This is a genomic window from Neptuniibacter sp. QD37_11 (assembly GCF_047778105.1).
GTDB lineage: Bacteria > Pseudomonadota > Gammaproteobacteria > Pseudomonadales > Balneatricaceae > Neptuniibacter.
The window spans coordinates 394,346-408,060 of sequence record NZ_CP180552.1 but is presented as its reverse complement, the minus strand read 5'-3'; the positions used below and the strand labels follow the sequence as shown (position 1 = coordinate 408,060).

The window sequence follows — 13,715 nt, the reverse complement described above, 5'->3', positions numbered from 1 at the left end:
ACCGAGCATATTTTCAGTACAACGCCACATCGGCCCTCTTACGAGAACCAAATAAAATCTTTATTGATCAGCCTCAGTGCAAATAAGGCGTTTAGGTTTTAGCTGTTGCTCGACTACTTCGGCAACGCCCAAGAAACGCTCTGCATCGCTATCCAGTGATGTACCAAACAAACGAACCAAGCTACCTTCTGCATAATCAGCATTAGGGACTGATTGGCCATGCATAATCAAACTGGTTTGCTGATCATCTAATCGAACTGCCGGTAGATCATCTACAGCAGCCCAGGCTGGCAATAATAGCTTATCCAGCTCGATTTGTATGCCTTTTTGCTCTTCTTCAGCACTGTTTTCGGGCACTAACTCACGTAGCTCATCCAAACTCATCATTCGGTCAGCCGTGAATGCACCCACATCCAGTCTATGGAGCATTTTGACATGCGCACCACAACCCAGGATATGGCCGAGATCTTCGACAATTGAACGGATATAAGTCCCTTTCGAACAAAAGACTTCTAGATCAATTTCATCATCTCGCAAAGCGGTTAATTTGATCTCATGGATCGTTACTTTACGCGGCTTTACTTCGACCTGAATACCCTTTCGAGCCAACTTATAAAGCGGCTGCCCTTGGTGTTTCAACGCTGAAAACATCGAAGGAACTTGTTCTATTTCACCGCTAAACTCTGACTGCAAAATAGTATCTATCTTGTCTTCAGTCAGATCTGTTGGAACAGGTTTTTCTTCGACGACAGCGCCATCAGCATCACTAGAATCTGTACGAATACCAAGCTTAGCTGTTGTGATATAGCGTTTATCAGAATCGAGCAGGTGCTGAGAGAACTTAGTCGCTTCACCTAAACAAATCGGTAGCATACCAGTGGCAAGTGGATCCAAGGCACCTGTATGACCGGCTTTGGCCGCATCATAAATGCGTCGAACTTGCTGTAGAGCGGAATTAGAAGAGATACCGGACGGTTTATTCAACAAGAATACACCGTCGACCGCCCGGCCTCGGGATTTTCTACGACGGCCCACGATTATTCCTCGTCAGCGTCTTTAGAAGCGCTCTGATTTTCCTGACGGATAGCCGCCTCAATCAGATGATGTAGATGTCTACCACGCTCGATCGTTTCATCGAAATGGAAACGCAGTTGCGGCATAACACGTAGCTGAACGTTACGACACAGTTCTCCACGAAGGAAACCTGCAGCATTGTTCAGTACTTTTAGTGAATCAATAATTGCTTCTGCTTCATCTTTACCATTAAGTGGTAAAACAGTGATGTAGACATCAGCAAAACCTAGATCCTTACTGACTTTGACATGGCTAACTGTAACCATACCTAAGCGTGGATCTTTTATTTCAAACTGGATCAGCTGCGCCAGCTCACGTTGGAGCTGGTCAGCAATCCTAGATGTACGACTATAATCGCGTGCCATAAAGGTTATTTATTACCTTGTATTTGCAACGTTAAAGTGTGCGCTGAATTTCAACTGTGTCGTAAACCTCAATTTGGTCTCCGACTTTAACGTCGTTGTAGTTCTTAACGCCGATACCACACTCCATACCCTGACGTACTTCGTTAACGTTATCTTTGAAGCGACGTAGAGATTCTAGTTCACCTTCATAGATTACAACGTTTTCACGTAGGACACGGATACGTTTGTTACGGAAGACAGTACCTTCTGTAACCATACAGCCGGCAACCGCACCGATCTTAGGCGCTTTAAATACATCACGTACTTCAGCAATGCCCACGATCTCTTCACGGTATTCAGGAGATAGCAGACCGCCCATCGCCTGTTTAACGTCATCGATGATGTCGTAGATTACGCTGTAGTAGCGTAGTTCAATACCTTCACGCTCTAGCACCTGACGCGCCTGAGCGTCAGCACGAACGTTAAAGCCAACCATCAATGCATCTGCTGTTACCGCAAGGTTAGCATCAGTTTCTGCGATACCACCTACACCACCAGATACGATGTTCACTTTAACTTCATCAGTAGATAGATCTTCTAGAGCATGCGTTAGCGCTTCCAAAGAACCACGTACGTCTGTCTTCAGTACGATGTTGAAAGTCTTAACATCACCCGCTTGCATGTTTGCAAACAAGTTCTCAAGTTTAGATTTCTGCTGACGAGCCAACTTAACATCACGGTATTTACCCTGACGGAATAGAGCAACTTCACGTGCTTTCTTCTCGTTAGATACCATAGTGAATTCGTCACCTGCGTTAGGCGTACCATCCAGACCTTGGATTTCTACAGGGATCGCAGGACCAGCGGAATCGATCGGCTTACCGTTCTCATCCAGCATCGCACGTACACGGCCGTAGTGAAGACCCGCAAGTACGATATCGCCTTTACGTAACGTACCGTTCTGTACAAGTACAGTAGCAACTGGACCACGACCTTTATCTAGACGAGATTCAACTACTACACCCTGAGCAGGCGCATTAGGCACGGCTTCAAGTTCTAATATTTCTGACTGCAGTAGTACTGCATCCAGAAGCTCTTCGATACCTTGACCTGATTTAGCAGATACGTTTACGAACTGGTTCTCACCACCCCATTCTTCTGGGATAACATCCAGTGCTGCCAATTCGTTTTTAACACGATCTGGATCAGCTTGTTCTTTATCGATCTTGTTCACAGCAACAACAAGAGGCACGCCAGCCGCTTTCGCGTGCTGAACCGCTTCTTCAGTCTGAGGCATTACGCCATCGTCTGCTGCAACTACTAGGATTACAATATCGGTTACAGAAGCACCACGTGCACGCATTGCGGTAAACGCTGCGTGGCCCGGAGTATCTAGGAATGTTACCATGCCGTTATCAGTATCTACGTGGTAGGCACCGATATGCTGGGTAATACCACCAGACTCACCAGACGCTACACGTGAAGAACGAATGTAATCAAGTAGAGACGTTTTACCGTGGTCTACGTGACCCATTACAGTTACAACCGGTGCACGTCCTTCTGAATCACCCTGTTGCGCCTGAATGCTCTCCATCAACGCTTCTTCAACCGCGTTTTCTTGCATTGGCTTAGGTGTGTGGCCCATCTCTTCTACAACAAGCGTTGCTGTATCCTGATCGATAACTTGGTTGATAGTCGCCATAGCGCCCATACCAAACATTACCTTGATCACTTCAGCAGCCTTAACGTTCATCTTCTTCGCAAGATCTGCAACCGTAATACTCTCAGGAATAGAGACTTCCATTACCTGTTGAGTTGTTGGCTCTTTAAAGCCATGTTCATTTGGCTTGTTCGAAAGCGGCTTGCCGTTCTTACCACGGTTACGGCTGATTTTGCCGCCACGACGATCCTGCTGACCACGGTTGTCGTTGCCTTTTTTCTTGCCTTTACCACGACGGTTATCTTCGTTCTTCTTAGCTTGCTCTTGAGCTTTGAAACGCTGTTCGGTTTCAGCCTTACGGCGCTTAGCCTCTTCTTCTTTCTTCTGCTTAGCTTTCTCAGCAGCTTCAGCTTCTTGCTTCTTCTGTTCAGCAGCTTTAGCTTCTTGCTCACGCTTCTGCTGTGCTTCAGCTTCGCGCTCTTTAGCGGCTTTCTCTTCAGCTTCACGTGCGGCTTGAGCTTCCGCTTCCTGCTGTTTGCGCTCTTCTTCTAAGCGCAACTCTTCAGCATTCTGTGCTTCCGCTTGCTGATCAGCTTCGCCTTCAACACCTTCCACTTCTGAACGTTTCACATAAGTACGTTTCTTGCGTACTTCAACGTTCACAGTCTTCTTCTTCCCAGAAGCACCAGAAACTTTTAGTGTCGATGTAGTTTTACGCTTAAGCGTAATTTTCTTAGGTTCTGCATCATCTGCATCTTCACCGTGGCTGCGCTTAAGATGATTTAGCAATGATTGACGCTCAGTTTCAGATACTTCTGCTTTTTCATTCTTGCCTGAAATGCCTGCTTCCTGCATTTGCTCTAGCAAACGCTCAACGGAAACACCAACCATTTCGGCAAGCTGCTTAACTGTTACTTCTGCCATGTTAGGAGGCTCCTCTTCCGTTAATCTTTACTCTTCAGCAAACCATGGAGCACGAGCAGTCATGATTAACGCTGCAGCTCGTTCTTCATCCAGGCCTTCAATACCTAGCAGGTCATCGATAGACTGTTCTGCTAGATCTTCCATAGTAATTACACCTTGCGCGGCCAGTAGGTAAGCTAGGTGCTTGTCCATACCGTCCATCTCCAACAGGTCTGCTGCTGGTTCTGCACTATCAAGTTTTTCCTCACTTGCGATAGCAAGGTTTAGAAGTGCATCTTTCGCACGCTTACGTAGTTCCTCTACGATAGCTTCGTCGAAACCATCGATTTCTAACATCTCATCAACAGGAACGTAAGCAACTTCTTCAAGTGTTGTGAAACCTTCTTCTACCAACACTTCAGCAACATCTTCATCAACGTCTAGGTGGTTGATGAATGTATCGATCACAGAACCAACTTCAGATTGATGCTTCTCTTGTGCATCTTCTTCAGTCATCACGTTTAGTTCCCAGCCTGTAAGCTCAGAAGCCAAACGTACGTTCTGGCCACTACGACCAATCGCCATCGCTAAGTTTTCTTCAGCAACTGCCACATCCATCGAATGTGTCTCTTCGTCCATTACGATAGATGCAACATCTGCAGGTGCCATTGCGTTGATAACCAACTGCGCTGGGTTGTCGTCCCAAAGCACGATATCAACACGCTCACCACCTAATTCGTTAGATACAGCCTGTACACGAGAACCACGCATACCTACACATGCACCAACTGGATCGATACGGCCATCATTCGTCTTAACGGCGATCTTCGCACGTGAACCTGGATCACGAGACGCCGCACGAATTTCAATCACTTCTTCAGAAATCTCTGGCACTTCGATACGGAACAGCTCAATCAACATTTCGTTGCAAGAACGGCTCAAGATCAACTGAGGACCACGGCCTTCAGAGCGAACTTCAAGAAGAACCGCACGTACACGATCACCCATGCGGAATGCTTCACGCTGGATTAGCTGATCGCGAGGCAGCAATGCTTCAGCATTGTTACCTAGATCTACAATAATGTTATCGCGCGTTACTTTTTTAACACTGCCCGAGATCAATTCACCTTGACGATCACGGTACAATTCAACAACTTTCGCACGCTCTGCTTCGCGAACTTTCTGAACGATAACCTGTTTAGCTGTTTGTGCCGCAATACGACCAAACTTAACAGATTCAACCTGTTCTTCATGTACGCTACCTGGCTCTAGAGAAGCATCAATCTCTTCAGCTTCTTCCATCGTCAGTTCAGTACCTAGTGCAGGTACTTCTTCGTTGCTCACAACCAACCAGCGACGGAAAGTTTCGTAATCGCCTGTAGCTCGATCAATAACTACGCGAATATCCGCTTCTTCGTCGTAACGCTTCTTAGTTGCCGTTGCTAGTGCAACTTCAATCGCTTCGAAAATCACTTCTTTCGGAACATCTTTCTCGTTAGAAACTGCTTCCGCAACCAACAGAATCTCTTTATTCATGCTTCTGCCTCGCCTAAGACCTCTAATCCACGTTTAGAACTGAGGGATAATGTTTGCACGATCGATGTACTCAATCGGCAGCATATATTCTTCATTGTCGACCACTACCAGAATGTCGTCGCCTTCAACACCATTCAGCACACCCTTAAATTTACGGCGGCCTTCAAACGCAATTCGTAAGCGAACCTGAATAACAGATCCTGCATAGGCTTCAAACTGCTCAAGTGTAAATAGAGGACGATCCATACCAGGAGAGGACACCTCAAGGGTGTAGTTACCTGCAATCGGATCTTCTACATCCATAATTCCGCTGACCTGATGGCTGACTTTAGCGCAATCATCTACGTTAATGCCGTTATCAGAATCGATATACACCCGTAGGGTGCTGTGTTTTCCCTGTGAGAGAAACTCAATACCCCAGAGTTCAAACCCCAGCGCTGTAACTGAAGGCTCAATCAACTCTTGTAATAGTTTCATTTTCGCTGACACGAATAACCCACCTGTTCTAACACTAAGATATCAAACACTTATAAAACAATAAGTTAGATTTAATATCGTAAATTTCAAAAACAAAAAATGGGTCTAATGACCCATTCCCGATATGCAACCCCTTAGATTAAAGGCTCTGCATTTTACCTACGAAAAAGCCCCTTAAAAGGGGCCTTACGTAAAAATAAGGTTGGTAGCGGGGGCTGGATTTGAACCAACGACCTTCGGGTTATGAGCCCGACGAGCTACCAAGCTGCTCCACCCCGCATCAAAAACCTAAATGATCCAACATTTCTGAGGATCTGAAGTCTGGATAGCTAACAAAATTTAGCTTTTTGACTTCAAAGAATAAGAGACTTACTGAATAAACAATTCACTTATCCAAAAACTGGTGCAAATTGTATATGTACTGAGGCTCTTAATCAAGAAATATGGTGCCCAAGGCCGGACTTGAACCGGCACGGCCTGACGGCCACTACCCCCTCAAGATAGCGTGTCTACCAATTCCACCACTTGGGCAACAAACTTTTAGAAACTATTAGTTATTTTGAGGAATGTCAGAATCTACAGGCGCTTTTGGCTTAGATTCATCAAAAACAGGTAGCGCTGGCTCTTCAGCAACAGCAGACTCTGCTGCTTTGCTTTCGATAAGCTCAGCAGAAGGAATACCTGCATCACCAACAGAATCAGCTTTCTCTTTAGCGTATACAGCTAAAACAAAGCTTGTAACAAAAATGCCCGCAGCAACAATACCTGTTACGCGAGAAAGGAAGTTACCGCTACCAGTACTACCAAAAACAGTCTGCGAAGCACCTGCACCAAAAGAAGCGCCAGCTTCAGCACCCTTGCCTTGCTGCAGCAAAATTAAGCCAATTACAGCGGCTGCCAACAATACATGAATAATTAAAACTACTGTTTCCATCTCAGAACCGTTAGTTATGCACCTGCCGCTTGGCAGATGGCAATAAAGTCGTTTGCTTTAAGGGATGCTCCACCAACAAGCCCCCCATCAACATCTTCATTCGCGAACAATTCAGCTGCATTGGCAGCATTAACACTGCCACCATACAAGATACGCATTTTGCTAGCTAGCTCAGCATCACATTCAGCAATCATATTACGAATTGCCGCATGCACTTCTTGCGCCTGTTCTGGCGTTGCAGTTTTACCTGTGCCTATAGCCCATACAGGCTCATAAGCGATTACAGCATCTACAAATTGTTCGATCCCTGCAGCATCTACAACAGCTTTTATCTGTCGCTCAACAACCGCAAGTGTATTACCTTCTTCACGCTCTTCAAGCGTTTCACCAACACATAGGATTGGTTTCAAGCCAGCTGCAACTGTTGCTTTAAATTTATCAGCAACCAGCTCGTCTGACTCAGCATACAAACTACGACGCTCGGAATGACCAAGAATAACGTATTCGCAGCTTAAATCTTGCAACATCTCTAAAGAGATCTCACCCGTAAAAGCACCGTTATTTTGCTCGCTTACATTCTGTGCACCCAGTGCAATAACAGAATCAGCAGTCAATGCTTGAACTTGAGATAGGTATATAGACGGCGGACAAACCAGCACATCAACAGCATTGGATTTAAGCTCAGCATTCAGGCCTTCCATCAACGTATTGATAGATGCTGAATTACCATTCATTTTCCAGTTACCGGCTACTAAGGCTGTACGCATTTATACCCCCATTTAAAGAGGCGCAAATATTAACTGGCTTACTCTGAACTTTCAAGCGCAAGCAGTGCTTTTTCAACCTCATCCGCCAACTGCTGACACAAGCTGTTAACTTCTTCTTCGTTTTCACCCTCGATCATAACGCGAACCACAGGTTCAGTGCCTGACGGACGAAGTAAAACACGGCCTCGATCACCTAATTGCGCTTCAGTTTTAGCAACGGCAACACTGATCTCTTCAACCTCAGCAATATTGTACTTTTGCGCCATACGCACATTGATCATTTTCTGCGGTAATTTGGTCATACCGTGACGAAGAGTATTCAACGTTTCACCGGTTTCAACGATCGCCTTAAGTACTTGCAATGCTGCAACCGTACCATCACCTGTAGTTGTTAGATGACGGCAAACGATATGACCCGAGCTCTCGCCACCGAGTAACCAATCATGTTTGTATAGCTGTTCCATTACATAACGATCGCCAACATTTGCACGAACAAATGGAATACCTTCACGCGCATAAGCTTGCTCTAGGCCGAAGTTAGTCATTAACGTCCCAACGACCCCACCATGGAATGATTCTTCACGACGCATTTGCGCAGCAATCATGTATAGAAGCTCATCGCCATCGACTTCTTCACCAAGGTGATCAACCATAATCACGCGATCGCCATCACCATCTAAAGCGATACCTAAATCTGCTTTTTCTGCCATAACGACCGTTTGCAAACGCTGCGTAGCAGTAGCACCGCATTTTTCATTGATATTTAGACCATCTGGCGCCGATGCTATCTCAACAACTTCTGCACCCAATTCTGAAAATACAGCAGGCGCAACGTGATAGGTCGCACCATTGGCACAGTCTAAGATTATCTTTAAGCCTTTCAGACTGATACCACCAGCAGTAGCCTTACAAAATTCAATGTAACGACCTGCAGCATCATCGATACGACGCGCTTTACCTAGCTCTGCAGAATCGACCGTCGTCATTGCGATATCCATCTGCGCTTCAATCGCCTGCTCAATTTCGTCAGGCAGCTTAGTACCTTCTGAAGAGAAGAATTTAATGCCGTTATCGTAGTAAGCATTGTGAGATGCACTAATGACGATACCAGCGTCAGCACGGAAAGTACGTGCTAGATAAGCCACTGCAGGGGTTGGCATAGGACCGGTGAGTAAGACATCCACACCAGCAGCAGACAAGCCCGCTTCTAAAGCAGATTCAAACATGTAACCTGAAATTCGAGTATCTTTACCAATCAGTATTTTACTGTGGCCTTCTCTCGAGAATACCTTACCTGCAGCCCAACCCAGCTTAAGAACAAAATCAGGAGTTACTGGAAATTGGCCAACTTTGCCACGAATACCATCAGTACCAAAATAACGCTTACTCATTAACTTATATTCCTTTTATACCGTCTCAGCCATAACCGCACGGGTCATCTTCACTACATCAACCGTTTCCGCAACGTCATGTACACGAATTATTTCTGCACCTTGCATTACAGCAAGCGCAACAGTGGCTAAGCTACCTGGTAGTCGTTGCTCAACTTCTCTATTGAGAACAGCGCCTATCATCGATTTTCTAGACGTCCCTATTAATAAGGGCAGGTCATGTTGCTTCAATCTATCTAAATTATTCATTAGACGTAGATTATGCTCTACGCTCTTACCAAACCCGAACCCTGGATCTAGTAGTAATCTATCTTTTGTAATCCCCGCCGCTTCGCACGCTTTCACTCGCTGCAGTAAGAAGTACTCAACATCATCTAGAACATCATCATACGAGGGAGCATTCTGCATTGTCGCCGGACTCCCCTGCATATGCATCAAACAAATAGGCAGATCTGTGTTAGCTGCAGCTTCTAAGGCACCTTCACGGCCTAAAGCCCTTACATCATTAATCAAACCCGCACCTAGTTTAACTGACTCAGTTATAACTTCAGGAGTACTGGTATCAACGGAGATAACTACATCTAGTTCTGATGCAATTTTCTCTACGACTGGAAGCACTCGACCTAGCTCTTCGTCTAGAGTCACTGCAGCAGCGCCTGGTCGGGTGGATTCGCCACCCACATCCAAGATAGTCGCACCGTCGGCCACCATCCCTTCAGCTTGTCGAATAACACTATCCAATCTTACTTGCTGATTGGAATACAACGTTCCGCCATCTGAGAACGAGTCGGGCGTAACATTCAAAATCCCCATAACATGGGTATCAGCTAAGTTTAGAGTTCGATTACCACAGACTAACTGGCGCATAGATCCTGTTCTTCATTACGTTATACAATGAAAAAAGGCTGACTTTCTACAAAGCCAGCCTTTTCATATTCACCTTGTATTTAGTGAATATTATTATCCGGTGAGCGCGGAATGTCCTGATCTGAATCATCATCTGATCGATCATCAGCCTTCGATTCAGCATCAGTATCAGCATTTACGTTTTCTCTGGCACCATGATCTGAACCGCTTTTGTCTTCTTCCACCCAACCTTCTGGAGCAGATACTTCTTCACGATTCATTAGCTGATCGATCTGCTTACTATCAATCGTTTCATACTTCATCAGAGCCTGACACATAGTCTCTAGAATATCGCGATTATCTTCCAGAATTTGCTCTGCCTTCTGGTAACACTCATCGATAATCTTGCGCGTTTCAGTGTCAATACGACGCTGCGTCTCTTCTGCTAGCGGTTTAGCACCTTGACCATAGCCACGGTTAAATGGATCTGACTCTTCCTCGTCGTATAGTAATGGCCCAAGCTCTTCACTCAAACCCCATTTCGCTACCATGCTACGAGCAAATGAAGTCGCACGCTGAATATCGTTAGATGCACCTGTGGTTACACCTTCTTTACCCAGTGTCATCTCTTCCGCAATTCGGCCACCGTAAAGTGAACAAATGTTAGACAAGATAGATTGACGGCTATGGCTATAACGATCTTCTTCAGGCAAGAACATAGTCACACCTAAGGCACGACCGCGCGGAATAATAGAAACTTTATACACAGGATCATGCTCTGGCATTAAACGACCAACAATCGCGTGACCAGCTTCATGGTATGCTGTATTCAAGCGCTCTTTTTCAGACATCACCATAGATTTACGCTCAGCGCCCATCATAATTTTGTCTTTCGCTTGCTCAAACTGAATCATACTCACGGTGCGTTTGTTAGCACGTGCCGCAAAGAGTGCTGCTTCGTTTACAAGGTTCGCTAGATCTGCACCAGAGAAACCCGGCGTACCACGTGCGATTAGATCAGGCTTAACATCTTCACCCAATGGCACTTTACGCATGTGAACCTTAAGAATCTTCTCACGACCAAGAATATCTGGCAGACCTACATGTACCTGACGGTCAAAACGACCTGGACGCAGAAGCGCAGGATCAAGTACGTCTGGACGGTTAGTCGCAGCAATTACGATAATGCCTTCACTACCTTCAAAGCCATCCATCTCTACCAACAGTTGGTTCAATGTCTGTTCACGCTCATCATTACCACCACCCATACCAACACCACGGTGACGGCCTACAGCATCGATCTCATCGATAAAGATGATACATGGCGCATTTTTCTTCGCTTGATCGAACATATCACGAACACGGGACGCACCCACACCCACGAACATTTCTACGAAGTCAGAACCAGAAATACTAAAGAAAGGTACTTTTGCTTCACCAGCAATCGCTTTCGCCAGCAATGTTTTACCGGTACCCGGATTACCCGCCATCAGAACGCCTCGCGGGATGTGACCGCCTAGGCGCTGGAATTTGCCCGGGTCACGAAGAAAATCTACAAGTTCACGAACATCTTCCTTCGCCTCTTCAACGCCAGCAACATCATCGAAAGTCGTTTTAATCTGATCTTCGCTCATCATGCGCGCTTTAGACTTACCGAAAGACATTGGACCGCCTTTCCCACCGCCACCTTGCATTTGACGCATAAAGAACATGAACACAGCGATAATTACAAGGATAGGGAAAGAAGCGACTAGCAATTGAGTCCAAATGCTCTGCTGTTCTGGCTGCTTACCTTCAATCACAACATTGTGATTGATTAGATCATCAACCAGCTTAGGATCTTGAAGTGCTGGGCGTACGGTTTCAAACATATCACCGTTAGAACGTTGGCCCTGAATAATATAGCCATCAATAATGACTTTAGTTACACGATCATCCTGAACTTCTTTGACGAAATCGGAGTAACTTAGTCGATTAGACTCAGCCTTCTCATTAAAATTATTAAAAACAGTCAGCAATACCGCTGCGATCACCAGCCATAGAACTAGATTTTTCGCCATATCATTCAATGGAATACCCTCAATTTGCTGATTTTGTTTGCGTTATTAGAAAACGCTAAACACTATACTATGCGGCCACAATTGACCACTAAAACACTAATTAACCTTTAAAACCTTTACCTAAAAGGTAGACTTCACGGGAACGAGCTCGAGAAGAATCAGGCTTACGCGTAACCACTTTGTCAAAACTTGTACGCATATCTTTTAAATATTGATCAAAACCCTCACCTTGGAATACTTTAGCGACAAACGTACCACCAGGCTTCAACACCTCGCGCGCCATATCCAAAGCAAGCTCAACCAAATACATTGCTGCCGGCTGATCAACAGCAGACATACCACTCATATTGGGGGCCATATCTGAAATTACAAGGTCTGCTGGCCCATCTCCTAATGCATTTAGGATTTTATGCAGCACTTCTTCCTCAGTAAAGTCACCTTGAACGAACTCCACACCCGCCATACTGTCCATCGGCAGAATATCTGATGCCACCACTCGACCATGATCACCAACGCGCTCCGCAGCCACTTGAGACCAACCGCCAGGGGCCGCACCTAAATCCACAACCGTCATTCCCTGCTTAAGCAGCTTATCTTTTTCATCTAATTCAATCAGCTTAAAACTAGCACGCGATCTATAACCGAGCTCTTTGGATTTTTTCACCCAATGATCATCAAAGTGTTCTTTTAACCAACGTTCACTACTTGATGCTTTCGCCACTTCGTTTCACTCTCTTGATTGAATGAGCCATGTGCTACTCAGAACCGCATAACTCAGGTAAAATATAATTAATTAAATATGCTGGACTAGGGTATTAAATAATATCCGCATTAAACGTCCAGCTAAACTTTGAGGCAACGTATTTTAATATGAGCTTGAGCACTGAGCAAAAGAAGCATTACCGCACTATAGGCCACAAACTTAATCCTCTAGTAACTGTAGCAGGAAAAGGCCTGACTGAAGCTATTCAACTTGAAGTCGATCGCGCTTTAGAAGATCACGAGTTGATCAAGGTAAAGTTTGCTGTTGGTGATCGCGACGTTAAAAAACAACTGATTCGCGAGCTATGCGAAATCGTTGAAGCTGAGATCGTGCAAGAGATTGGTCACATTGCGCTAATTTACCGTAGAGCGCTTGAACCAAACCCAAAACTATCTAACTTGTTACGTTAATATCTACTGAGCAAGCTATTAAAACAGCATAAATACAAAAAAGGGTGCCTAGGCACCCTTTTTTAGTCTGCTCAGATGTGAGCAACCTCATCAATCTCATATTCAGTAGCGCCACCCGGCGTCTGAATATTTACGATATCACCTTCCTCTTTGCCGACTAGGCCACGAGCGATCGGTGAATTCACTGAGATTTTATTCGCTTTAATATCAGCTTCATCATCACCTACGATCTGATAAGTCTTAGACTCATCTGTATCTAAGTTAATGATAGTTACTGTAGTACCGAAGATAACCTTACCAGAGTGTGGAATAGCTGTTACATCAATTACTTGACAGTTAGACAGCTTAGCTTCCAGCTCCTGAATACGGCCTTCGATGAAACCCTGCTGCTCACGAGCAGCATGGTATTCAGCGTTTTCCTTCAGGTCACCGTGTTCACGCGCTTCTGCAATATCAGCAATTACGCGTGGACGATCTACAGTTTTCAGTTGATCAAGCTCTTCACGAAGCGCTTTCTCACCTGCTGCAGTCATAGGTACACGATTCACAA

At 45.3% G+C, this 13,715-nt stretch carries 13 protein-coding genes and 2 tRNA genes; 1 reads left to right on the top strand and 14 read right to left on the bottom strand.

The features are described 5' to 3' along the window. Nucleotides 1-60: 60 nt before the first annotated feature. From truB to rlmE, 13 genes are all read right to left on the bottom strand, one after another. On the bottom strand, nt 61-1,035 hold the full coding sequence (truB, locus tag ACMXYT_RS01845) for a tRNA pseudouridine(55) synthase TruB (RefSeq protein ID WP_415911785.1): 975 nt from the start codon (nt 1,033-1,035) through the stop codon (nt 61-63). Between the two features lie 2 nt (nt 1,036-1,037). Beyond that, nucleotides 1,038-1,439, bottom strand: coding sequence for a 30S ribosome-binding factor RbfA (gene rbfA, locus ACMXYT_RS01840; protein WP_415883311.1), 402 nt, complete (start codon nt 1,437-1,439; stop codon nt 1,038-1,040). A 31-nt stretch (nt 1,440-1,470) separates the two neighbouring features. After that, nucleotides 1,471-4,002, bottom strand: coding sequence for a translation initiation factor IF-2 (gene infB, locus ACMXYT_RS01835; RefSeq protein ID WP_415911784.1), 2,532 nt, complete (start codon nt 4,000-4,002; stop codon nt 1,471-1,473). Nucleotides 4,003-4,029: 27 nt separating this feature from the next. Continuing rightward, nucleotides 4,030-5,517 (bottom strand): transcription termination factor NusA, encoded by a 1,488-nt coding sequence (gene nusA / locus ACMXYT_RS01830; RefSeq protein ID WP_415883309.1) that lies wholly within the window; start codon nt 5,515-5,517, stop codon nt 4,030-4,032. 33 nt (nt 5,518-5,550) lie between these two features. Continuing rightward, the gene (rimP, locus tag ACMXYT_RS01825) at nt 5,551-6,006 is read right to left on the bottom strand and encodes a ribosome maturation factor RimP (RefSeq protein WP_415883308.1); all 456 of its coding nucleotides are present in this window, start codon (nt 6,004-6,006) and stop codon (nt 5,551-5,553) included. A gap of 191 nt (nt 6,007-6,197) precedes the next feature. Continuing rightward, nucleotides 6,198-6,274 (bottom strand) — tRNA-Met (locus ACMXYT_RS01820). 164 nt (nt 6,275-6,438) lie between these two features. Then, a tRNA-Leu gene (locus tag ACMXYT_RS01815) sits at nt 6,439-6,525 on the bottom strand. 19 nt (nt 6,526-6,544) lie between these two features. Continuing rightward, on the bottom strand, nt 6,545-6,928 hold the full coding sequence (gene secG / locus ACMXYT_RS01810; RefSeq protein ID WP_415883307.1) for a preprotein translocase subunit SecG: 384 nt from the start codon (nt 6,926-6,928) through the stop codon (nt 6,545-6,547). Nucleotides 6,929-6,942: 14 nt separating this feature from the next. Further along, nucleotides 6,943-7,695, bottom strand: a complete 753-nt coding sequence (gene tpiA, locus ACMXYT_RS01805) for a triose-phosphate isomerase (protein ID WP_415911783.1) — start codon at nt 7,693-7,695, stop codon at nt 6,943-6,945. A 38-nt stretch (nt 7,696-7,733) separates the two neighbouring features. After that, nucleotides 7,734-9,086 carry a phosphoglucosamine mutase gene (gene glmM, locus ACMXYT_RS01800; RefSeq protein WP_415911782.1) on the bottom strand — a complete coding sequence of 451 codons (1,353 nt, stop codon included), beginning with the start codon at nt 9,084-9,086 and terminating at the stop codon, nt 7,734-7,736. Between the two features lie 15 nt (nt 9,087-9,101). After that, the gene (folP, locus tag ACMXYT_RS01795; RefSeq protein ID WP_415911781.1) at nt 9,102-9,953 is read right to left on the bottom strand and encodes a dihydropteroate synthase; all 852 of its coding nucleotides are present in this window, start codon (nt 9,951-9,953) and stop codon (nt 9,102-9,104) included. A gap of 80 nt (nt 9,954-10,033) precedes the next feature. Further along, entirely contained in the window at nt 10,034-11,992 is a 1,959-nt protein-coding gene (gene ftsH, locus ACMXYT_RS01790) for an ATP-dependent zinc metalloprotease FtsH (protein ID WP_415899952.1), read from the bottom strand. A gap of 100 nt (nt 11,993-12,092) precedes the next feature. Next, complete coding sequence (rlmE, locus tag ACMXYT_RS01785) at nt 12,093-12,713, bottom strand: 23S rRNA (uridine(2552)-2'-O)-methyltransferase RlmE (RefSeq protein ID WP_415911780.1); 621 nt, start codon at nt 12,711-12,713, stop codon at nt 12,093-12,095. A gap of 149 nt (nt 12,714-12,862) precedes the next feature. Between rlmE and ACMXYT_RS01780 the strand changes: the two genes are divergently transcribed. Next, nucleotides 12,863-13,165: a YhbY family RNA-binding protein gene (locus ACMXYT_RS01780; protein WP_415883301.1), complete on the top strand. Its 303-nt coding sequence runs from the start codon at nt 12,863-12,865 to the stop codon at nt 13,163-13,165. A gap of 71 nt (nt 13,166-13,236) precedes the next feature. Here ACMXYT_RS01780 and greA read toward each other — a convergent pair whose 3' ends face one another. Continuing rightward, nucleotides 13,237-13,713: a transcription elongation factor GreA gene (gene greA / locus ACMXYT_RS01775; RefSeq protein WP_415883300.1), complete on the bottom strand. Its 477-nt coding sequence runs from the start codon at nt 13,711-13,713 to the stop codon at nt 13,237-13,239. Nucleotides 13,714-13,715 lie beyond the last annotated feature (2 nt).